This is a genomic window from Mesorhizobium sp. L103C131B0, assembly GCF_000502275.1.
GTDB lineage: Bacteria > Pseudomonadota > Alphaproteobacteria > Rhizobiales > Rhizobiaceae > Mesorhizobium.
Window position 1 is genome coordinate 175,434 of sequence record NZ_AYXC01000005.1, and the last position, 19,766, is coordinate 195,199.

Annotated in this window: 18 protein-coding genes and 2 pseudogenes; 2 read left to right on the forward strand and 18 right to left on the reverse strand. The window is 64.0% G+C overall.

The genetic code is table 11. From position 1 onward, the window contains the following. Positions 1–7: 7 nt before the first annotated feature. The 15 genes from X730_RS152865 to X730_RS152800 form a co-directional block, all read right to left on the reverse strand. Entirely contained in the window at positions 8–334 is a 327-nt protein-coding gene (locus X730_RS152865; RefSeq protein WP_023715496.1) for a DUF736 domain-containing protein, read from the reverse strand. 616 nt (positions 335–950) lie between these two features. Then, a complete protein-coding gene (locus X730_RS152860; protein ID WP_023825243.1) occupies positions 951–1,391 on the reverse strand; it encodes a hypothetical protein in 441 nt (146 codons plus the stop codon). A 132-nt stretch (positions 1,392–1,523) separates the two neighbouring features. Continuing rightward, complete coding sequence (locus X730_RS1000000168155; RefSeq protein ID WP_023731559.1) at positions 1,524–1,691, reverse strand: hypothetical protein; 168 nt, start codon at positions 1,689–1,691, stop codon at positions 1,524–1,526. Positions 1,692–1,930: 239 nt separating this feature from the next. After that, positions 1,931–2,350, reverse strand: a complete 420-nt coding sequence (locus X730_RS152855) for a hypothetical protein (RefSeq protein WP_023826229.1) — start codon at positions 2,348–2,350, stop codon at positions 1,931–1,933. A 58-nt stretch (positions 2,351–2,408) separates the two neighbouring features. Further along, entirely contained in the window at positions 2,409–3,335 is a 927-nt protein-coding gene (locus tag X730_RS152850; protein ID WP_023826230.1) for a DUF2493 domain-containing protein, read from the reverse strand. A 343-nt stretch (positions 3,336–3,678) separates the two neighbouring features. Then, positions 3,679–4,722 (reverse strand): toprim domain-containing protein, encoded by a 1,044-nt coding sequence (locus X730_RS152845; RefSeq protein ID WP_031196863.1) that lies wholly within the window; start codon positions 4,720–4,722, stop codon positions 3,679–3,681. Beyond that, positions 4,719–9,047, reverse strand: a complete 4,329-nt coding sequence (locus X730_RS152840) for a strawberry notch family protein (RefSeq protein ID WP_023826232.1) — start codon at positions 9,045–9,047, stop codon at positions 4,719–4,721. The genes X730_RS152845 and X730_RS152840 overlap by 4 nt, the downstream gene beginning before the upstream one ends. Positions 9,048–9,206: 159 nt before the next feature. After that, on the reverse strand, positions 9,207–9,482 hold the full coding sequence (locus tag X730_RS152835; RefSeq protein WP_023826233.1) for a DUF6117 family protein: 276 nt from the start codon (positions 9,480–9,482) through the stop codon (positions 9,207–9,209). Beyond that, entirely contained in the window at positions 9,479–9,901 is a 423-nt protein-coding gene (locus X730_RS152830; RefSeq protein ID WP_023703901.1) for a hypothetical protein, read from the reverse strand. Before X730_RS152830 ends, X730_RS152835 begins: the two co-directional genes overlap by 4 nt. A 101-nt stretch (positions 9,902–10,002) precedes the next feature. Beyond that, a complete protein-coding gene (locus X730_RS152825; RefSeq protein ID WP_023725064.1) occupies positions 10,003–10,479 on the reverse strand; it encodes a hypothetical protein in 477 nt (158 codons plus the stop codon). 91 nt (positions 10,480–10,570) lie between these two features. Next, on the reverse strand, positions 10,571–12,703 hold the full coding sequence (locus X730_RS152820; RefSeq protein WP_023826234.1) for a ParB/RepB/Spo0J family partition protein: 2,133 nt from the start codon (positions 12,701–12,703) through the stop codon (positions 10,571–10,573). 175 nt (positions 12,704–12,878) lie between these two features. Then, positions 12,879–13,244: a DUF2958 domain-containing protein gene (locus X730_RS152815; RefSeq protein ID WP_023826235.1), complete on the reverse strand. Its 366-nt coding sequence runs from the start codon at positions 13,242–13,244 to the stop codon at positions 12,879–12,881. Beyond that, positions 13,241–14,212 carry a zincin-like metallopeptidase domain-containing protein gene (locus X730_RS152810; protein WP_023826236.1) on the reverse strand — a complete coding sequence of 324 codons (972 nt, stop codon included), beginning with the start codon at positions 14,210–14,212 and terminating at the stop codon, positions 13,241–13,243. The genes X730_RS152815 and X730_RS152810 overlap by 4 nt, the downstream gene beginning before the upstream one ends. Positions 14,213–14,398: 186 nt before the next feature. Then, a complete protein-coding gene (gene ligD, locus X730_RS152805) occupies positions 14,399–16,396 on the reverse strand; it encodes a DNA ligase D (RefSeq protein ID WP_245261347.1) in 1,998 nt (665 codons plus the stop codon). A gap of 359 nt (positions 16,397–16,755) precedes the next feature. After that, positions 16,756–17,217, reverse strand: coding sequence for a hypothetical protein (locus X730_RS152800; RefSeq protein WP_023826238.1), 462 nt, complete (start codon positions 17,215–17,217; stop codon positions 16,756–16,758). Positions 17,218–17,386: 169 nt separating this feature from the next. Between X730_RS152800 and X730_RS17635 the strand changes: the two genes are divergently transcribed. Together X730_RS17635 and X730_RS1000000166140 are read left to right on the forward strand one after the other, a co-directional pair. Next, positions 17,387–17,782 (forward strand): hypothetical protein, encoded by a 396-nt coding sequence (locus tag X730_RS17635; protein ID WP_245261348.1) that lies wholly within the window; start codon positions 17,387–17,389, stop codon positions 17,780–17,782. Between the two features lies 1 nt (position 17,783). Further along, positions 17,784–17,912 carry a KTSC domain-containing protein gene (locus X730_RS1000000166140; protein WP_081731574.1) on the forward strand — a complete coding sequence of 43 codons (129 nt, stop codon included), beginning with the start codon at positions 17,784–17,786 and terminating at the stop codon, positions 17,910–17,912. Positions 17,913–18,305: 393 nt separating this feature from the next. On the opposite strand, the pseudogene X730_RS152795 reads toward X730_RS1000000166140, so the two are convergent. The 3 genes and pseudogenes from X730_RS152795 to X730_RS1000000168620 form a co-directional block, all read right to left on the reverse strand. Beyond that, positions 18,306–18,558: pseudogene (locus X730_RS152795) on the reverse strand (heavy metal translocating P-type ATPase); the annotation flags it as partial. Positions 18,559–18,710: 152 nt separating this feature from the next. Then, positions 18,711–19,166: a VOC family protein gene (locus tag X730_RS152790; protein WP_023669176.1), complete on the reverse strand. Its 456-nt coding sequence runs from the start codon at positions 19,164–19,166 to the stop codon at positions 18,711–18,713. A 366-nt stretch (positions 19,167–19,532) separates the two neighbouring features. Then, positions 19,533–19,723: pseudogene (locus X730_RS1000000168620) on the reverse strand (enoyl-CoA hydratase/isomerase family protein); the annotation flags it as partial. Between the last annotated feature and the right edge of the window lie 43 nt (positions 19,724–19,766).

The window sequence follows — 19,766 nt, forward strand, 5'->3', positions numbered from 1 at the left end:
CGGGTCCTCAGTCACCCCGCCGCGCGTTCGGGCGGGACCAGATGAGCGAGAAACCCTCACCTTCCTCGTCGTCGAAGAGGTTGGCGTAGATCGGGGCGTTGAAGCTCGGATCGTCGAGCTTGAGGCCCAGGTAGTCGCGGCCCTCGTTGGAGGTCTTCGACCATGCGGCGCCGATCTCGGCGCGGCCGACCAGCACCCGGTGGCTGGGAGCGTTCTCGCCAGTGGCGCGGGTGTCTGGGACGATGCGCACGTTCTTGGCCTGGACGCTGAGGGTGACGATTTCACCGGTGAATTCGTTCGAGGCGGACTTCCTGAAGGTGCCGATAGTAGCCATTGTAAGTCTCCGTTTTCTGTTCCGAGCCCGCACCATGCGGCCTCGATGGCGATCGGTTGGCCGGAGGCGACCGACGACGCATCGCATGCGACCGGAGCAAAGCGGAGGACGGCGCAAGAACGACTTTCTTGTCTCGCGAGGAATGGCGGCGCTCGGGGTCCCCATGCGCTTGCCGCATGGGGTGGGCGCCGGCAGGGGAAGAAAGTCGAGACGCGCCGTTGCGGCATAGGCGGTCGAGGCTTCAGCCGTCCTTCGGCCAGATCAGCCCATTGAAGAGGCCGTTTGGAGCGCTCTTGGGACAGATTGGCAACGGAGACGTTGGCGAACAACGCGCCTCCAGCAGATCGTTGCGAGTTCACTGGCGTCGTCCACGCATTCCAAACGCCGGGAACCCCACGCACCTCCAGCGCGCAGTCACCGGCCGCGCTGCCGTCCTGCCACCGATTGGTCGGCCTGCCATGCGGCATCGACCGAAGAATGTCCAAGTCCACAGACGGGGCCGCGCCGGCACGTGGCCGTTGCTCGATCCATGGCATGCATCCCGAGTGCTCCAACCACCGATGACAAGGAGGCCAAGCCTTCATCGCTCTGGTCCACCCGCCTCGCTCGCGCGGGTTTAAGCTCGAACCATGTCCCTACCGGATTGGTCGGCGGCGGCCATGCCCGCGACCCGCAGATATGCCGTGACGCCGACGGCGATCGCGCCAATGACGGAAAAGACGACCTGCCAGACTTCCGAAGGCATCATGTGCTTCGCGATGCCATGAGTGGCATGGTATCCGGCAACGATCGCGGGAGCGACGAAGACCATCGCGATCGCCAGCTTTGCCCACATTGGCCTGATAACGCAGAGGAGGATTTGGCCGACGCCGAGTGTCAACCCGGCTGCGAGGATGCCGACAAGGATCGCGCCAAGCCAGCCGGTACCGGTGTTGAATGCCCATGTACTTGCGTTGACGCCGACGAACAAAGGGAGGGCGACGATAGCAAGCGTGAAGAGCAACCAGCACAAGATGCCGATGGCCGCGATGCAAAGGAGAATGCCGAGGATGATCATGGTGGTGTCTCCGAGAGAATGACTCTGGTGATTGCGCCTTCCACCACCTGGCGCAGTGCACAGCATAGCAAGGGAAAAGCGCGGGCGAAACCCGCCGGTGTTCTTGCATCGCCAAGCGCGATGTCCGCCCCGTCATGGGGTGAATGGGTCAATTTCGCCGATGATGGCAGTGTCGTCGCCGTCATACTCGTTCGCCGGGACGACCGAGAGAGTGCCGTCGCCAGCACGAAAGATGACGATGGTGACCATGAGAGTGGCGGCGAGGCTGAAGGCGAAGGCATGTGCGTCGGCGAAGGACATCGATCCGGCTCCTGTTTGAAGCGGAGGACCCTCCCCCGCTGACAGGCGCCCGATGTGTTCGGCCGATGGCCGCAATCACCGCGAAGGTGAAGCCGGAGCGGCGGCACGCTTCGCGTAGTCCGACGCCTTGCGGGTTGATGGCGTCAGGCCGTCGGCCGGACCAAGGATCAGCGCAATGGATCGCGGGTGTGGTCATCTTCAAGTCAGGAGCAGCGGGCGTTGTTGGCGCGACGCCCGTGCTACAGGAGAGCCTGAGCAAGCTGTCGCGCGATGTGGCGGGCGTCGAGCGAGAAACCGGGCGGCCATGATCGCGATGGGTCCCGTTGGAAGCCGCCACGCTGAAAATGAGGATGAAGCTGGGCGATGACGCTGTGCAATTGCGGTGGCAGGCCCAATCCAGCTCTCTCGGCGTAAAGAGCCGCTTTGCCGAGATCGTGCCCGATATGGCGGCGGTTCCAGGGATCGTCGGTCACGACTCTGAGAAGATGCGGCTTCAGGAGCAATTCAATGGCGATGGCGATGGCGTGAAGGGCCGCATTGTGCCTGCCTAGATCCGCCGCCCGGTCGGCGCCATCGAGGTGGGCGGCGGCATTGCGCAAGAAGGTGTCGGCGAGCGCGATGTCCGGCGTGAAGCTTTCGGGAAAGGATTCGAACGACACGGCTTGAAGAATGCCGTGCCTCCCCTGCTATTTATAGGGGGGTAGGTTCCGACGGCGCTTACGCGCCGCCGTTTCCGAGCCGATAGACCGGGATGCCGACCTTGCGGGCCTTGTCCGCGAGGTTCTCCTGAATTCCGGTGCCCGGAAAGATTATGACGCCGATCGGCATGACCGCCAACATCTGGTCGTTGCGCTTAAAGGGAGCGGCCTTGGCATGTTTGCTCCAGTCGGGCTTGAAGGCGATCTGCGGAACCTTGCGATGATCGGCCCAGCGGGCGGCGATCTTTTCGGCGCCTTTCGGTGATCCGCCGTGCATCAGCACCATGTCGGGGTGCTTGGCGCGGATTTGGTCGAGCTTTGCCCAGATAAGCTCGTGATCGGCGGTATCGCCGCCGGAGAAGGCGATCTTGGGGCCGGCGGGTAACATGACCTCGGTTTCCGCGCGCCGCCTGGCCGCGAGGAAGTCGCGGCTATCGATCATTGCGGCGGTGAGATGGTGGTGGTTGATCATCGACCCCGTGCGCGGTCGCCAGGCCGAGCCGGTGTACTGATCGTAGTGGTCGGCGGCCTGGTCACGCATGAGCTCGAAGGCGTCGCGCCGTTCGATCATGGTCTGGCCCTGGGCGGTGAGGTTCTCGAGTTCAACCGCCTTGATCTCGCTGCCGTCCTGTTCGCGCTGCAGGCGGCGCTGGGCCTGCTCGTTGTCGTCCAGTAGCCGCTCGATCCGTTGAACAGCTCGGTGGAAGACATTGGTGACGGACCAGAGCAGGTCATCGAGGTCGGGTTCGAGGCGCGTGTCGACCAGGGTTGCGATGAGGGCGTCAAAGATGTCGGCCACGGCTCCGGCCACGTGGTCGCCAGCGGGGAGCGGTCGCGGATCTGGCTCATCCGCAAAGGGGCGCCAGCCATAGAGCTGGAGTTCGGTCAGGATGTGATCGGTTGGAGAAGCGGCGTGGTGCGGTTCGGTGTCGTCGTGCTCGCTCATGGGGCTGCTCCCGTCGGTTTGACCGCGACCCTCGCGGCCTTCATGGCGACGAGAGTCCACGGGCGGGACGGTCCGACACCCGCAGCGAAGCGGAGGGCCGGAGCGCAGCGGAGGATGGCGGCGGCCGACTATTTTGCCTCGCGATGGAAAGGCGTCGCGCCCAATCGCTGCCATTCGCGAGCAGTCGCGCGCCGCCGGAAAATAGTCGGCGGCCGCCATTGCCTGGCCGGCCAGTTTGTGGGCCCGATCGCCCTCTTGAAGGCCGGGTCGCGGTTCTCTGCCGGCGGGCCACGCATCCATGCGGCGCAGCCGGCACAGTGCGCTGGGCGCTTCCCCTCACGGCTCATGCCGCCTGTGTCAGATAGCGGGTGCGATCTTTGCGCATGAGCTGGTCCGCAATCGAGGCCTGGAAGGCGGCAAGTCCGAAATGGCGGAGGTCTTCGTTGAAGTCTTGCATCGCCGGCGACAGCACGATTGCCTCGATTCCGGCGTCCGTCGCACGCTCGAGCAGGCTGTCTCGGGCACCGTCACCGGCCGGATCGTTGTCGCGAATGACATAGAGCCGCCGCAGGTTCGGCGGGAACAGGATGGCGGCAAGATGGGCTGCGGAGAGTGCTGCCGCCATCGCCATGTCGGGCAAGGCGCATCTGAGCGATAGCGTCGTCTCGATGCCTTCGCCTGCCGCCATAACGTTTCCGGGTACGCCAAAGCGGACGGCATGACCGAGAAGGTCACCCATTGCCCGACGCGGTGTGTCGACGGGTGCCTTGCCCGTGCCGTCCGGTGCGAGCCAGGTGCGGTGCGCGCCGGTCAGATGTCCATCGAGGTCGGTGACAGCGGCAATCATCGCCGGCCAGGTCTCGGTCGGTCCGTGATCGTCTGGCCGATAGTAGCAGTGTGGATGGAACTGCAAGGCTGCGGTTCCGTGCAAAGTCGTAATGGCACGTCCACGCAAATACGTTTCCACGAGGGTGCCGATAATGGGCCTCGACATGGCAAGCAGTCGGCGAGCTGCTTCCGGAGATCCGATCGGAGTTGGCAGGCGCGTCGTCGCCTCTTTAGGCCGTAGTGGCTCAGAAGGCGGTATGGCGAGGAAGGCCCGCGCCTCGCCGACCACGTCCTTGAAGTCGACGAGAGCCAAGGATTCGCGGATGACATCGAGCAGGTCGCCATGCTCGCCGGTAGCGGCGTCGGTCCATTTACCTGGCGGTCCCTTCGGGGATGGCTGCAGACGCACGAACATCGAGCGGCCCGGCGCATTGCGGACGTCGCCGACGGTCCAATAGTTGCCCTGGCGACGGCCATTGGAGAGGTAGTGGCGGCACACCGCCTCGGCGTATTCGCCGAGGCGGTGTGCGAGGTCGGATGCAGCGTGACGCGGAATCATGCAGCCTCCCGCTCACTGACCCGCTCGATTGGAAAGCGGTCGAGCACGCGCTCCAGCACGGCGAGCCCGTTGGCGTCTATCGGCACGAACATCCTGAGCTTCCACGAAATGATCTCGTGGAAGAGACCGTAGGCGGTGAGGCGCTCGCGCATCGTGTCGGTGAAGCCGGACAATTCGATGCGCCATGCGCCCATGACGCGGCTGCGGCGAAGCTGGAGATCCTCGGCAAGTTCGAGGATGGTCCGGCCGTCCAGCAGAACCGCAAACGCCTGCTCCGGCGACAGCGCAGCCACGTTCGTCGCAGAGGCGTTGGCGGCCCATGCCGGCGAGACGCGGCGGCCGATGAGGCGCTCGCCCTCGTCGGTCTGAAGTCGATAAACGCGGGTCGACTCTTTGGGCAGGCGCTTCCAGATCGGCAGCAGCAGGCCGGTGACCATGTGCAAGACCGAGTCCGAAAACTCCGGCACCCCGGCGATTTCGGCGGTCCAGGCAGTTGTGAACGCCTCGCGGTCGGCCTCGACCCAGCGTGTTTCGCCCATGGCCTTGTGCGGCATGTTCTGGCCTTCCATCGGCCGGATCAGAAGGACACGGCGCTCGACCTCGCCATCGTCGAGCATGACGCTGGGGGTTGGGATCTGCACGGCGGCGCGGCCCGATTGCTTGTTGATGAGCAGTAAGGCACGCGGATCGCGGAGATGATCGAGCGCCGCATTGAGCGTGACGGGCCGATTGCGCTTGCGTTCGGTGATCGTGAGCAGGCGGCTTTCGGCGCCGGTGCGCGGATGGGTGTAGATCACCTGCCGATCAGTGACGACGAAGTTTTCGGCCTGCAGCGTCTCCAGCCCGGCATCGTAGGTGCCTGACGCGATCGCGCCCTCGACGCGCGCCGCGAGCAGTTGCTCGAAGGCACCGAACAGCACGACCTGCAGCGCAATGGTCAGTGCGAGCAGGCGATTGAGGAAGGTGGTGATCGGCGGCAACTCGTCCTTGATGCCATTGGCATCCATCAGCTTGAGACCCGTCGCCGCCTCGAAACGCTCAAGCGAGCAGCCCTCGACCTTGCCGCGTACGATCAGCAGATAGAGTTGCCGTAGCGCATCGCGGGCATAGTGGCTTTCCAGATTGTCCTCTGGCCGGAACAGCCCTTGGCCGCCGGTCTGGCGCTGGCCGCGGGTGATCGCGCCCAACGTGTCGAGACGGCGGGCGATCGTCGAGAGGAAGCGCTTTTCCGCCTTCACATTGGTTGATATCGGCCGGAATAGCGGCGGCTGCGCCTGATTGGTGCGATGCGTGCGGCCGAGGCCCTGGATGGCGGTGTCGGCCTTCCAGCCGGCTTCGAGCAGATAATGCACACGCAGCCGCGTGTTCCGGGCCGACAGTTCGGCGTGGTAGCTCCTCCCCGTTCCGCCCGCGTCCGAAAAAACCAGAACGCGCTTCTGGTCATCCATGAAGGCCTGCGTCTCGGCGAGGTTGGCTGACCCGGCACGGTTTTCAACGAGAAGGCGCTCGCCCTTGCGGACAATGCGGCGCGAGCGGCCAGTGACTTCGGCCACGAGGTCCGTGCCGAAATGCTGGACGATCTGGTCGAGCGCGCCGGGGACAGGCGTCAAGCTGGCGAGTTTGGCGATCAGTTCGTCGCGCCGGGCGACCGCCTCGCGGCTCTCGACCGGCTGGCCATCGCGGTAGACCGGGCGCGATGACAGATTGCCTTCGGAGCCGGTGAAGGGCTCATAGAGCTGCACCGGGAAGGAATGGGCGAGATAGTCGAGGACGTATTCGCGCGGCGTGATGTCGACTCGGACGTCGTTCCAGTCCTCAGTCGGCAGCTCGGCCAGCCGCCGTTCCATCAGCGCCTCGCCCGTCGAGACGATCTGGACAACGGCCGCATGGCCCTCCTCCAGATCGCGGGTGATGGAGCGGATCTGGGTCGGCGTCTTCATCGACGTCAGGAGATGACCGAAGAAGCGCTGCTTGGCGGACTCGAAGGCGCTGCGAGCGGCCGACTTGGCCTGGGCATTGAGCGTGCCGGTGCTACCGGTGATGTTGGCCGCCTGCATCGCCGCATCGAGATTGTTATGGATGACGCCGAAGGCCCCAGCGTACGCGTCATAGATGCGGACCTGTTCGGGCGTCAGCTCATGCTCGAGCAGTTCGTATTCGACGCCGGAGAATGACAAAGACCGCGCCGTATAGAGACCGAGCGCCCTGAGGTCGCGCGCCAGCACTTCCATCGCCGCGACGCCGCCGGCCTCGATCGCCTCGACGAATTCGGCCCGCGTCGGGAACGGAAAATGCTCGCCGCCCCAGAGGCCGAGCCGCTGGGCATAGGCGAGATTGTGGACGATGGTGGCGCCAGTCGCCGAGACATAGACGATGCGGGCATTCGGCAGCGCGTGTTGCAGCCTCAGGCCGGCACGGCCCTGCTGCGAGGGGGCGGCATCGCCCCGTTCGCTCTTGCCGCCACCGGCGTTTTGCATCGCGTGCGCCTCGTCGAAAATGATGACCCCATCGAAATCCGGACCCAACCATTTGACAATTTGTTTGACCCGCGAAACCTTCTCACCGCGATCGTCGGAGCGCAGCGTGGCATAGGTGGTGAATAGGATGCCTTCCGGCAGCACGATCGGCCTGCCCTGCGGGAAGCGGGAGAGCGGGGTGACCAGCAAGCGCTCCATGCCGAGCGCGGACCAGTCGCGCTGCGCATCCTCGATGAGCTTGTCGGACTTGGAGATCCAGACCGCCTTACGACGGCCCTTCATCCAATTGTCTAGGATTACGGCCGCGGACTCGCGGCCCTTGCCCACCCCAGTGCCGTCGCCGATCATGAAGCCTTGCCGGAAGCGCACGGCACCCGCGGTGTCATCGACCGCTACGCTAACCACGTCAAAGGTATCGTCGAGCGTCCAGGTGCCGGCGAGATACTCGGCGTGAGCCTCGCCGGCATAGATGACGGTCTCGAGCTGCGCATCCGAGAGCAGGTCAAGGACGTTCTTCGGCAGGCGCGGCCGGTAGCTTGGCTTGGGTGGCGCCACCGAGGCCATGGCCGCCGATTGAACGAGCTGGGTGGGGTGAGCCCGAGAGCCGGGGATGCGGATCGCCTGAAGCCCGTAGGCCTCATAGATGGCGTCGCTGATCTGGGCCCCCTCGGCAGCCTGCCAGTCGACAGCCTTATAGGCGAGGTCGATGGCTTCCGGTTCGGCGATCGACATGCGTGGCGTGGTACTCGCCGCGCGTGTGAGATGGCCGTGCACGGTGCGGGGCGCGGCGACCGCCGATGCCGCGCTGGAAACGGCGGCCATCACGACCGGCGGCCGCGCGGGAAGGCGCTCCTCAATCCACGCGAGGAGCGTCGCGGCATCCGGGGCGATGCCGGGAGCATCCGCGAAGACGGTGGGATTGTCCGCTGGCAGCTTGTCGATGACGGTGAGGCGCGTCGGGAAGGTCGTGCCATGCTTGGCATAGACCGAGCCATCGATGGCGGCGGAGAAGACCACGCGACCACGCTCCTGCAGGCGAGTGAAGCCGGCGGTCCAGGTCGGACGGTCGGGCGCCAAGTTCGCACCGGTGATCGTCACCAGCCGCCCGCCGGGCGCAAGGCGCGCCAGCGCCGAGGCGATATGCCGCCAGGCCGCGTCGGCCATGCGGCCCTCGACATTGGCCATGACCGAAAAGGGCGGGTTCATCAGCACCACGCTCGGCACGGCACATGGATCGAGATGGTCGTCGATCTGGGCGGCGTCGAAGCGGCTGGCGGAGACCGCCGGAAAGAGGCAGGAGAGAAGTGCCGCGCGCGTCTCGGCAAGCTCGTTGAGGACGAGCGAGGCGCCGGCTATCTCGGCCAGGATGGCGAGCAGCCCGGTGCCGGCGGAAGGCTCCAGCACACGGTCGGCGGGCGTGATGGCGGCGGCCGTAGCGGCGACCAGGCCGAGCGGAATCGGCGTCGAGAACTGCTGGAAGGTCTGCGCCTCTTCGGATCGGCGGGTATGCGTCGGCATGAGCCCGGCAATCTTCGACAATGCGGAAAGCCGGAGAGCCGGCGACGCGGCTTTGCGGAACAACGCCTTTCCGTACTTGCGCAGGAAAAGGACTGTCGCGGCCTCGCAGGCATCGTAGGCCTGCTTCCAGTCCCAGGCGCCGGCGGCGTCGGAGGCGCCGAATGCGGCTTCCATCGCCGAGCGCAGCTTTGGCACGTCGATGCACTCGCCGCGTTCGAGACGGGGAAGCAGCAGGCCGGCGGCGGCGAAGATAGCGCCGGCTGCACGGGTTTGGGCGAGCGGGAGCGGCGCGGCAGCGGGAACCGTCGCAGCGGGCGAGATCATGTACATGGTGTGAACCTCGGGAGAGCGGGGACAGGATCGAGCCGCGCGGCGCTCTCTCTGGACCGCGCGGATTCAAACCCATCCCGGCCAGCCTCTCCCTCTCAGGAACCCGCCGAAGCTAAAATGAAACAAGCGCCCCGCCATGAGGTGGAGCGCTCGCCGGTATCAACCGATCCGATCATATTCCGCCGTCAGGCTCCGACTTCTGAGGAAACCATTGGCGTCATCGGGGAAGGGCGGCAGGTAGGCATCATAGGGATTGCCATCGGCAAGATGGCCGAACGGCGTGAACACGTAGTCCGTGTCGTCTCGTCCGACCGGGATGACATAGCGCGGTTGCCCGGTCGTAGCGTCGGCGCACTCCAACAGCGCGAGGTTGCCGTCGCTGGCGGCGCGAAGCAGCGTCTGGAAGTTGCTGCGGGCATGGTCGGGAATGCTCATGGCAAGTCCTTCGCATCCACGGGTTCAACTGGATCGCGGGCGCCCTTGACGATCGCTTCGCCGCGCGCGATCGCCCATTCGGCCTTGCCGAGCCACCCCGGCGGCGGCGGTCGGCGGGCCTTCGCATCGCCGACGATGATCTTGAGCATGCCCAGCATGAGTTCGAATTGTGCCTTACGCTGTACTTCCTCCTCGAAATGCGCAGGAACCGGAATGGCCTGTCCGCGATAGGCGGCCTCGGCTCCTTCGGAGATGCCGGTGACATGGGATTCGCCGGAGGACTCGTAGTCCTCCTTCTGACCGGACCAGTCATTGTCCTCGATGGCGAGCCGGCAGGCGGCCTCAGGCGTGTCGGCCGAATAGGTTGATTGTCGGAAGACCGGCAGATGGTAGGTGGTCTCGATGGTAAATTCGGGCATCGTGCCGCTCCTGAAAAACAATGGCCCGGCACTCGTCTCCGAGCCGGGGCCTTGGTGTTTTGAGGGTTTGCTCTATGCGCGCGGGTGTGACGCTATGCGGCTCACGCTGCCGCCCTCCCCTCGACGACATCCGCGCCGACCTCGTCGGCGGTGACGTCTTCAAGACGCGCATTGCAATATCCGGTCTTGGCCAACCAGAGTGCGGCCGCCTCCCGGCTCTCGGCGAGGTACAGCAACTCGTCATCGTCGCCGATCTGCTGCAAGACCCGAACCATGCCGATACTGGGCTGCTCGACGATCTTGAAGCAGAGGTCGCTGTCGACCGAGTGGGTGCGCATAACGGTCACGAGGATGATGCCGCCGGAGGAGAAGGTCCCTTCGTTGAGCGTGATCGCGGCCGGTGCGCTGTAGGTCGGACGGTCGCGCGGAGGTGCCTTGCGGACCAGGCGGCCGAGGCCGTTGCGACGCTCCCAGTCCGCGAGCTTGCGGGTAAAGCGCGCCGGCGGTTTGGGCGTGCCGTCGGAATAGCGGATCAGCGAACCGAGCGGGGCGTTGTCATAGACGATGTGGGCGGACATGGATGTCTCCTGAAATGAAAAAGGCCCGGCGGGGAGCCGGGCCGTGAGGTGAAGGGGAGCGGGGCGACCGGAGCCGCCCCGTCGATGGGTGCTATTCGGCAGCGACCGCGTGAGCGATGACCTCATCGGCTGCAGAGGAGTCGTCTTCGTCATCGCCGGCGAGGAATTCGGGCAGGTCAGGTTCTTCGCCCTCGCCCGGCTGCGCGGGCGGTGCGTCCTGATCGATCAGACGGAGCGGTTCGGGTAGCCAGCCACTATCGGCAAGGAGGCGTTCGGCCTCCTTGGCCATGTCGCCCTTCTTGAGGTGGTTAATGAGTTGAGCAGCCTGCTCGCCGACGCCCTCACGTATGGCTTCGAGGATGCGGGACTTGGTGACCCGGCCGAGATAGTTCTCGACCGTCGGACGCCAACCCGCACCGACCATGTCGAGCCCCGTCGCGTGGGAGAGCCGGTCGGCTTCGCGCAAGCGCTGCTCCAGCCCGTGCTGGGAAACGCCGCTGCCATAGGGGTTAGGCCTCTCGAACAGCGCGTTGATCCCATAGCTGACGCAATGCGCCAGCAGCGTGTGCCGACTGGCTTCATCGAGATTGTCGAGCCAGGTCCACAGAGTCTGGTCGTCACCGAGCGGGATGTCGCCCTTCCAAGCCTCATGGCGTTCATCGATCGCCTTGGCCGCGGGGCTGTCTTTCAGCTCGGAGTCTTGCGTCGGCAAGTTGACATGTCGGACGAACGCCTCGAGGCAGCCGGTCGCGGAGCGATGACCGAAGGTGTCGAGGACGAGCCGATGCAACAGCGCCGTGATGGCCACATGCTGGTTCTCGGCCACGGCATTGCGCAGCGCCAACGTGCGATGCGCGGTGAGCTCGATCACCAGGCGTTCGGGCAGCGGCTTGATGGCGTCGCCGTCATCCTCATCGGGCTCGGACGTTTGCGCGCCGATGGTGATGGTGGCGCGGCGAACCCAAGGATCGTCCCTGCCGTCCTCGCTCTCGATCGCACCGTCGGGCTCGGCGGCGTCGCCGTCGACCGCTTCCGGCGCTTCGTCCTCGGGGCGCACATATCCGCGATCGACGACCAGGTCACCGTCACGGTCGATGCTGATGAAGGCACCGGCGCGGCCGATATCGGCGGGATCGTAGTTCATCGGGCGACTCTCGAACGCCTCCAGCACAGACTCGATCTCGCCGAGACGTTGATCGACCGCGTCGGGGAGTTCGTCGACCTCGCTATACTCGGCTTGCAGTCGATCGAGCTCGGCGCGCAGGGCTTGGCGTTCCGCCCGCTCCGCGTCGGTCAGATCGACAGCCGTGCCGGCGAGTGCCCGCAGGCCGTGATTGTGGCCGTAAGGCAGATCGACATCGACCACGATCCACTTCCAGCCCTCTTCCGCGATCTCGTCGGCTGCGGACTTGAGCTTGTCGCGGACCAGGCGGTCGAGCAGCGCGGGGTCCTGCAGCCAGCCGCCATTGTCGGCCTCGAACAGGTCGCGCAGCACCACGCCGCCGGCGGCGACGTAGGCCTCGACACCGACGAACAGCGCCCGGCGATCGTTTGCCCGCACGGTGGTCTCCGTCAGCAGGCGCCGGATCTGCTGCGGCTCCTTCGACCAGGAGTTTTCGAGCGCCTCCCAGACCTGCTCCTGACGGGCGTGATCGTCGGTCACGGTAAAGGCCATGAGCTGCTCGAGCTGCATGCCCTCCTGCTCGTAGACCTCGTGCAGCTTGCGCGAAACTTTTGCCAGCCGTAAGCGCTGCTGGACAAAGCTAGCGGACACGAAGAAGCGTGCCGCAATCTCCTCGTGGCTGGCGCCTTGGTCGTGCAAGGTCTGGAAGGCCCGGAACATATCCAGGGGATGTAAATCTTCGCGCTGAAAATTCTCGGCCAGCGAATCCTCCTCGATCGGGACCGCGCTGTGGGCGTCGCTGACGACGCAGGGAACTGGCTCGGTCTTGATCATGCGCTTCTGCATGACCAGCAGTTCCAGCGCGCGATAGCGGCGCCCACCAGCCGGCACCTCAAACATGCCGGTCTCATTGCCCTCGCCATCCAGCACTGGCCGGACGTTGAGACTCTGCAAGAGGCCGCGTCGTGCGATCGAGGCGGCGAGGTCCTCTATCGTTTCCCCGCGCTTGATGCGCCGGACATTGGACTGGCTCAGCACCAGCTTGTTGAAGGGGATGTTACGTGAAGCGTTGAGGGTGATCTTCTGCTTGGGCGTAGCCATGTCGACTGTCTCCGCGACGGGCGGCCGAGACTCTCTCGACCTCCAAACCCGTCAAAAGAAACGGGCGCAGCCCTCTCACTCTGAGGACTGCGCCGCACACCGAAAATCCGGAGGGCGACAGGGCCGCAGACACGACTTTGCGCATCTGCGGCATTGGAGATTTCAAGCTGAGATCTCACGCGCCGTCTCGGCCAGACTGGGCGGCGTGGTAGAGGATGCGTTCCGCGTCGCGAAGGCTTCCGGCCCGGCGGGCGGCCTCTGCCCAGACCGAAATCGGTAGGTCGGTGGTAAAGAGGATGTCGCGCTCGATGCCCATGCCGATAGGCAGCCGGACCGACGTCATCTCGAAGAGCGAGAAACTGCCCTGCTCGGGATATCCGAGACCGGCGAGACCGAACATGGTGTCACCATCGGCACTCAGCTCGGTTGCGAGCCAGGTTCCTCCGTCGAGCGGATTGAAGAGCTTCACGACCGGTACGTGATCGGCGTTGCGGCCATTGGCCAGCAGGCGTTTGCGCAGTTCGTCGGTGAGGAGGATCATGCCGCCCTCCTCTCGATCTCGGCCTCATCGACGTCGGCCGGGCCTGCCCTGGCTGCACCGTCAGGTTGCGGCAGGAAGGCGAGCAGCCAGTCGGCCGCCTTGCTGGCCTGGGAGGCGGCACGAACGATGGCGCGGTTGTCTTCGCGCAGGACCTCGAGCCAGGAGGCCAGGTAGTCGGCGTGGCGCACGGTCGGCACGATGCCAAGCGAGGCGCAGCAGAAGGCTGCGTTCATCTCTGCGACCAGTTCCTCGAAAGCATATCTCTTGGTGCCGAAGGCGCCGCCGAGGTCACGGCCGACGCGGGAGGGATGGCCGGTCGCATGGCCAAGCTCGTGCAGGGCGGTGCGGTGCCAGTCGATGGTCTCGAAATAGGTCTGCGGGGGCGGCACCCGCACGTAGTCCTGCGCCGGCACATAATAGGCACTGCTGCCACCGATGCGGAAATCGATACCTGTCGCCTTGATCAGCGCCTCGACTGTAGGCTCGATCAGTCCGGGTGCCGGTGCAGGCGGAGCCGCGGCCCGATCGTCTGGCAGATTTTCGCATTGCGCGACGTTGAACACGGTGGAGCGCTTAAGGAACGGTATGGCCTGTGCTGCCTCGCCGGTTTCCCGGGCGCGATTCTTCTCGTCGTCAGGAATGAAGCGGTCAGCATAGATGACGGTGGTCCCGTGTTCGCCCTTGCGGACATGGCCGCCCAGCGATAGCGCCTGGCGGAAAGTCAGCCAGCTTTGGACGGGAAAGCCATGCTCTACGACCGCGCCCCACAGGATCAGCACGTTGATCCCGGAATAAGCGCGGCCAGTCGTGGCATTGGCCGGCACGGCGAGGGGCGCTTGCCCCGCCGTCGTTCCCCAGGGCTGCACCCAGGGGAAGCGGCCGGCTTCCAGCTCCGCGATGATCTTGTTGGTGATATCGTCATAGAGGCTTGTCCGGTCAGCGCCGGCGCGAGCGTAATGTCTGGACATCGCGGTTCTCCGCGACGGGCGCCGGAGGCCTCTCCTCCAGCCCTCAACCCGTCACGGCAAACCGGTCCGTACTCTCACTCTAGACGGCGTTGCGGGGGCATCCCGCAGAAGGGGGACGCTCCCGAATTTGGGCAAAGGCGGTCCGCGCCAAATCAGCAAATGTCGCTGACCATCTAGTAAATATTGCTACCGGACTGCGTGGCGGATGCGGTCGGTAAGCGTTTGTTCGACGTCGGAATAGCCCTCCCAGGCTTCGGGCAACTGAGCCCGCGCGGCGGCGGCGAAAACATCGAAACCATTGGCGCTTTCGCAGGTGGGCAACTCCTCCCAACTGACGGGCACCGCGCATGATGTCCCCGCGCGTGCCCGGGTCGACCAAGGACAGATTGCGGTGGAGCCCTGGCCGTTGCGCAAGTAGTCGAGAAATATTCGGCCCTTGCGCTTCGCCTTGCTCATGTTGGCGACGAAGCGCGACGGATCTGTACGGGCCAGTAGTTCGGCGAAGTCTTGGCAGAAGCTCTTGACCTCGTCCCAGTCTGCCTCGGGGACGAGCGGCACGACCACATGAACGCCCTTGCCGCCGGACAGCAACGGCCACGACTGCAGTCCAAGCGCTTCCAGAATGCCTCGAATGTCGAGGGCTGCCTGTTTGACGGCAGTGAAGCCCAAGCCTTCGTCGGGGTCGATGTCGAAGATCACGCGATGCGGCAGATCCGGCTGCTGGCGCAGGCTTCCCCAGATGTGGAATTCGAGCACGTTCATCTGGACGCCTGCGATCAGCCCAGCCAGGTCATCGACCCACAAGATGCGGCTTTCCTTCCCGGACATCTTCTCCAACTGGCCGTCATGGATGGCCTTGGGCATGCCGGGCAGTCTGTGCTTCTGAAAGAAGGTCTGCTGCAGGTCGCCATCGGTATCGCGCACCAGCGACAGCGGTCGATCCTGGATGTGCGGCAGCATCTTCTCGGCGACCACGGCGTAGTAGGCTGCGAGCGTGGCCTTGGTCACCTTGGTCCCGGGATACATGACCTTGTCTGGATGCGTCAGCTTGACGCCGACAGCAGCGGCGATCTCCTTGCCGATTCCCGGATCGAGATTGGCGGAGCCAGGAGTTGCCGGCGTCTTCGGCATTTCCATTACCACTTGGTCGGCTCGCTTATCTTCGCGCATGCCCTCAAAGCTTGGATGTCGCAAGCTGCCGTCCGGTGTCACTTCGGCATAGGTGACTTCGGCAACTAGCTCGGGCTTCACCCACCGGGCACGGCGGGCAATGTCTCTCGGAACGGAAACGAAAGCCGGTTTCTCAACACGGCGTTTCTCGAGCTTCGCGAGGATGTCCTTGCGCATCGCCGCGGTGAACCCCGTGCCGACGCGGCCGCGATAGATGAGCTTGCCATTCTCGTAAGTGCCGAGGATCAACGATGCCATGCCACGTCCTGTGTCACTTGGGCGGTAGCCGCCGACGACGAATTCCTGTCGCTTCGTGCACTTGATCTTGAGCCAACTCCCGGTGCGGTCGCCGACGTAGGAGCTGTCGGCGCGCTTGGCGATGACGCCTTCGTGGCCGCCCTCGCACATGGCGTCGAACACCCTTCTGCCCTGGTCGACGATGTGGCTGGAGAATTGCAGGCTGTCGTCAGGGCGGCGCGCGCCCAGCAGGGACTCAAGTCGCGCCTTGCGCTCAAGGAGCGGCAGGGTCGACAGATCTTCGCCATCGAATTCAAGCAGATCGAAGGCGTAGAACTTGAGGGGCATACCCGCGGCGATGCCGGTTTTCAGCATGGAGAAGTTCGTGCGGCCCTGGCTGTCGATGGCGACGATCTCTCCATCGATCAGCGCCGCGCCTTTGGTCAGTCTCTGAAGCGGCGGCAAGATGACCTTGAACTGTCGGGTCCAGTCGTGGCCATTGCGGGTATAGACGACGACGTTCGAGCCGGAGATGGCGACTTGGGCACGATAGCCGTCGAACTTCATCTCGAAGAGCCAATCCCCGCCCACCGGTATGTGGTCTGTCAATGTGCAGAGCTGGAAGGACCGAAACCCCGGCAGCGGATATGTAGGGATAGAGTCTGAGTCTCTGCGGCGTTTGCGCCTTTTGCTGATGCTGAGGGTGCCATCTACAGCCGACATGCGGAACTCGGATACGTGGTGCGATTCAATACCCTGCCTGGGATTCGGTTCCATGCCCAAGCATCTCCGCGCCGGCAACCGTCGGCGCTCCAAGGTACAACGGCGTATAAGCCGCAGTCCTGCGCTCGTCCGCAACAATGACGATTGTCGCGCGCAGGACGGAGGAAATTCGCCTCCGCCGCGGGCGGTTATCAGGACAGCCGTAGGAGCGTCAGCATAGCGCCGGCCGCAGGACGGGACGCGGGACCGACTGTCCCCGTCCGCGATGGTCCGCGTTTTTGCGTCGAAGCCGACCGGCGGAGATCGCGCGCATTTCAGGCTCTCGACAATCCGGCTGCTGATCGCGATCGGATTGTCCAACCCAGCGCCGAGTTGGCCTGGACGAAATCGATGAGGTCTTGCATCTTCACCCCTCAATTGCGTGGCAGCTTGTGAATTTCCAACCTGACAGGCCCTCCCCTGTCACAACTTGTGCAGAAGAGCGCTCGCTCGACCGAACTGAACAGAGCGCCTTTCCCATAGCGCTCAATGAGGCCGGCTGGCTTTACCGTTGCATGGTGCGAACAGGATCTGCACCAAGCCCGCAACACATGCCACTCGCGAAGATCACCGAGCGCCACATCCAGGCCAGCGTGAACGCTGCCATCGATGATGGCCTGCGGCGGGATCTTGACCTCGCCTGGTGTCAGGATTTTCTCCATCACATGCCGACTGTTGTAGTGGATCAGCAACATGCCCGGCCGGCGCCGGATGGCAGCCTGCCATGCGGCCTGACTCACGGTTGAATCGGGGGAACGCGAAATAGTTTCGGACAGAGCCTTCTCGTCGCGATCCCATACCTCGATCCGAAAATTGTCTTCCGCGGTTTTTGCCATAGCTTCGCCGGCCAGCGCGTTTCACGCCGAACCATGGTCCCTTTGCTGCTCCAGATCACGCTGAAATAAGGAACATATTCCTCTCTCGTCAAGGGCGCACTTGACTCTGTGTTCCCTTTTTGTTCGCATTTGGCAGAATTAGCCATAGAGGCGAAACATGGAACTTCGCTTGAACATTGAAGACGCCACACCCCAAGAGCTCGCACGCGGCATCGCGGCAGCCGAAACGGTGTTTGCACGCGCCGGCATTACGGCTTTGCAAGGCGTGGAAGGACTGTTCGCGTTGGAAGGCTGGGATATCAAAGGCTTTCCAGAAGACGACAAGCCTACCGAGGACGAGGATCGCGCTGCCACGGTCTGGTTGGAAGCCGATGAGGCTGCGGCTACGGCATGTTGCGCGGGCTGGCCGGCGGAAAAAGTTCCGCACCCTCAGGTCATGGAACTGATCAACGTCCCCGCACGAAGTTGCAAGCCGAGGCGATTCCCGACACCTGGCCGGAGCGCCGGCAGCTCTATCCTGACGTCGTCAAGCGGCTGGCCAGCGGGAAACACTACGAGTTCTTGACGTGCCGGTTGAGGCCTTTGCTGCGTTCAAATCTGCCTTTGCAAAAGGTCGTCATTTCAACAGCCACATCCGCAATCGTTATGCATTCCGGCTCGCGGAAGGCGCGGCAACAGGCCCGTCGGGCGATTGACACAATTTCGGATCCGAAGCGGCCCACGCCACCCCAGGAAGGAAAGCGCGGCCCCGACCGTTGCCGTTGGTCGACAGCGGGAAGGCATCCATTGCGGACCGCTGCAGACGGAGCTTGAGACGATTATTTTCGTGCGATGACGTGGCCGATTATGTCGTCGTCTGGTTCTGTCGGTTAGCTTTTAAAAGAGTCGCCTGGCATGTTCAGCCCATCGAGCCTCAGCGCGGCTCCAGCCTGTCCAGATCAGCGGGATCAAGGCGCTGCAAAAGCGCGTTCCTTGTCGTGTCAAGATGTAGATCCATAGCGCTCTCCTAAGGGATGAGAGCACGCTTCTCTCAGCCGCCGGCGAGTTGAACGATGCCAGATGTAAGGGCGCGACCATAGCGTACAGTTCTAATTCAGCAAACGCATGGCGTTGGCCGTCGCAAGCACCGTCGCGCCGGTATCGGCCAGAGTGGCGGGCCACAGGCCAGTTAAGCCGGCTATGGTGGTCACCAGAAACACCGCCTTCAGCCCCAGCGCCATCGTGATGTTCTGCCGTTGGCCATAATCGCTTGAGACAGGCTTATCATCGCAGCGACGTCTCTGACGCGGCCATGCAACACAGCCCATCTGCCGTTTCCAACGCGACATCCGTGCCGCCGCCGAAATGGTTCAGAAAGCCCGGTGGGGTAACATAGATAATACTACGCGCCGGGCTCCGGACCGCTCGGCCCCGCGCCGACAAACCCCTCGCCGTACAGCCCAGCAATCTATAGTGAAAAGCGGATCTTTGCGGACTGGTGCGTCCTTCCAAGGCTAACCGTAAACGACACCCGGCTTACTCTGACCCACTTCGATGATGTAGCCGTCTGGATCGCGAATGTAGCAGCGAGTCTCGCCGTACTTTTCCATCGGCTCTGTGATGAATTCAGCGCCCCGGGCTTGCCAGCGTTCATAGCAGCCGTGGATGTCAGCAACGCGGATGTTCATGAAGCTGCTGAATGAATCAAGATCGCGGGGAACACCGAGCGTCACCGACGGTTTGTCAGGTGTGGGGCCGCCCCCGATGTTGACGATGAGCCACGTGTTGGCGATCTGTATGTATCCCGGCGCGCCACTGCTATCGCCCAGGCTCAGGATGCGGCCTCCGAAGACCATCTCATAGAATCGTGCCGAGCGTTCAATGTCGGCGACTGTCAGAAAATGCGCGACAATAAAGCCGTTGTGCGGGGGCATTTCATAGATTTCATCCTCAACGCGTACTTGGGGCATCCGCGACTCCTATTGAGAGAGTTTTCAAAGTCTTCCCGGGCCGCCACGGCGCGCGCCGACAGGTTTAATGTGGCTTCCCTGATACGGGTTTTAAGTTGGCCTTTGGTCTCGGTCCGTCTCTGACCCGGCGCGGGCGACGCCTTGGCACGCCGAGAACCTACCTCAATAGGGGTCCTGTGCCGCGCCTCAGAGCGAGAAGGGCGAAGGTGGTGGTGCGGGCCCTACCCCCTTGGCTCTTCGCGTCGCCTCTTCAATCGTTACTGATACTTTCGTCCTATGGCCTCAGTGCCGGATTTGATGCGCGCCATGAAAGGGGCATCGTGGCCGGCCTGGCTCGGCAGATCGCGGTGGCTGTAGCCGAGATCTTTCGCTGCCGACGCCCGACGCCCGGCCACGGATCGAGACGATCGACACAACCGGCGCCCGGCTCAGCCGCACGAAAAGATCAGGCAGTGCCGGTAAGCGGCCGGACGTCAGAACGCGCGCTAACTCCGGTCCCGCGTCGGGCCAGAGATATTGAAGGGCAGCCGATTGATCGTCACTCGCCAATAGGCCGGGTGACACGTGTAGTACGGAACTGCTTACCATCCGCTGGCCTGG

Excerpts from the sequence above, each read along its gene's own strand:
- X730_RS152815 (WP_023826235.1), bottom strand. The coding sequence starts at position 13,244 with ATGATCCTCCTCACCGACGAACTGCGCAAACGCCTGCTGGCCAATGGC.
- X730_RS152860 (WP_023825243.1), bottom strand. The coding sequence starts at position 1,391 with ATGATCATCCTCGGCATTCTCCTTTGCATCGCGGCCATCGGCATCTTG.
- ligD (WP_245261347.1), bottom strand. The coding sequence starts at position 16,396 with ATGGAACCGAATCCCAGGCAGGGTATTGAATCGCACCACGTATCCGAG.
- X730_RS152800 (WP_023826238.1), bottom strand. The coding sequence starts at position 17,217 with ATGGCAAAAACCGCGGAAGACAATTTTCGGATCGAGGTATGGGATCGC.
- X730_RS152810 (WP_023826236.1), bottom strand. The coding sequence starts at position 14,212 with ATGTCCAGACATTACGCTCGCGCCGGCGCTGACCGGACAAGCCTCTAT.
- X730_RS152835 (WP_023826233.1), bottom strand. The coding sequence starts at position 9,482 with ATGAGCATTCCCGACCATGCCCGCAGCAACTTCCAGACGCTGCTTCGC.
- X730_RS152830 (WP_023703901.1), bottom strand. The coding sequence starts at position 9,901 with ATGCCCGAATTTACCATCGAGACCACCTACCATCTGCCGGTCTTCCGA.
- X730_RS152850 (WP_023826230.1), bottom strand. The coding sequence starts at position 3,335 with ATGAGCGAGCACGACGACACCGAACCGCACCACGCCGCTTCTCCAACC.
- X730_RS152840 (WP_023826232.1), bottom strand. The coding sequence starts at position 9,047 with ATGTACATGATCTCGCCCGCTGCGACGGTTCCCGCTGCCGCGCCGCTC.
- X730_RS1000000168155 (WP_023731559.1), bottom strand. The coding sequence starts at position 1,691 with ATGTCCTTCGCCGACGCACATGCCTTCGCCTTCAGCCTCGCCGCCACT.
- X730_RS152865 (WP_023715496.1), bottom strand. The coding sequence starts at position 334 with ATGGCTACTATCGGCACCTTCAGGAAGTCCGCCTCGAACGAATTCACC.
- X730_RS152790 (WP_023669176.1), bottom strand. The coding sequence starts at position 19,166 with ATGCCCCAAGTACGCGTTGAGGATGAAATCTATGAAATGCCCCCGCAC.
- X730_RS152820 (WP_023826234.1), bottom strand. The coding sequence starts at position 12,703 with ATGGCTACGCCCAAGCAGAAGATCACCCTCAACGCTTCACGTAACATC.
- X730_RS152845 (WP_031196863.1), bottom strand. The coding sequence starts at position 4,722 with ATGATTCCGCGTCACGCTGCATCCGACCTCGCACACCGCCTCGGCGAA.
- X730_RS152825 (WP_023725064.1), bottom strand. The coding sequence starts at position 10,479 with ATGTCCGCCCACATCGTCTATGACAACGCCCCGCTCGGTTCGCTGATC.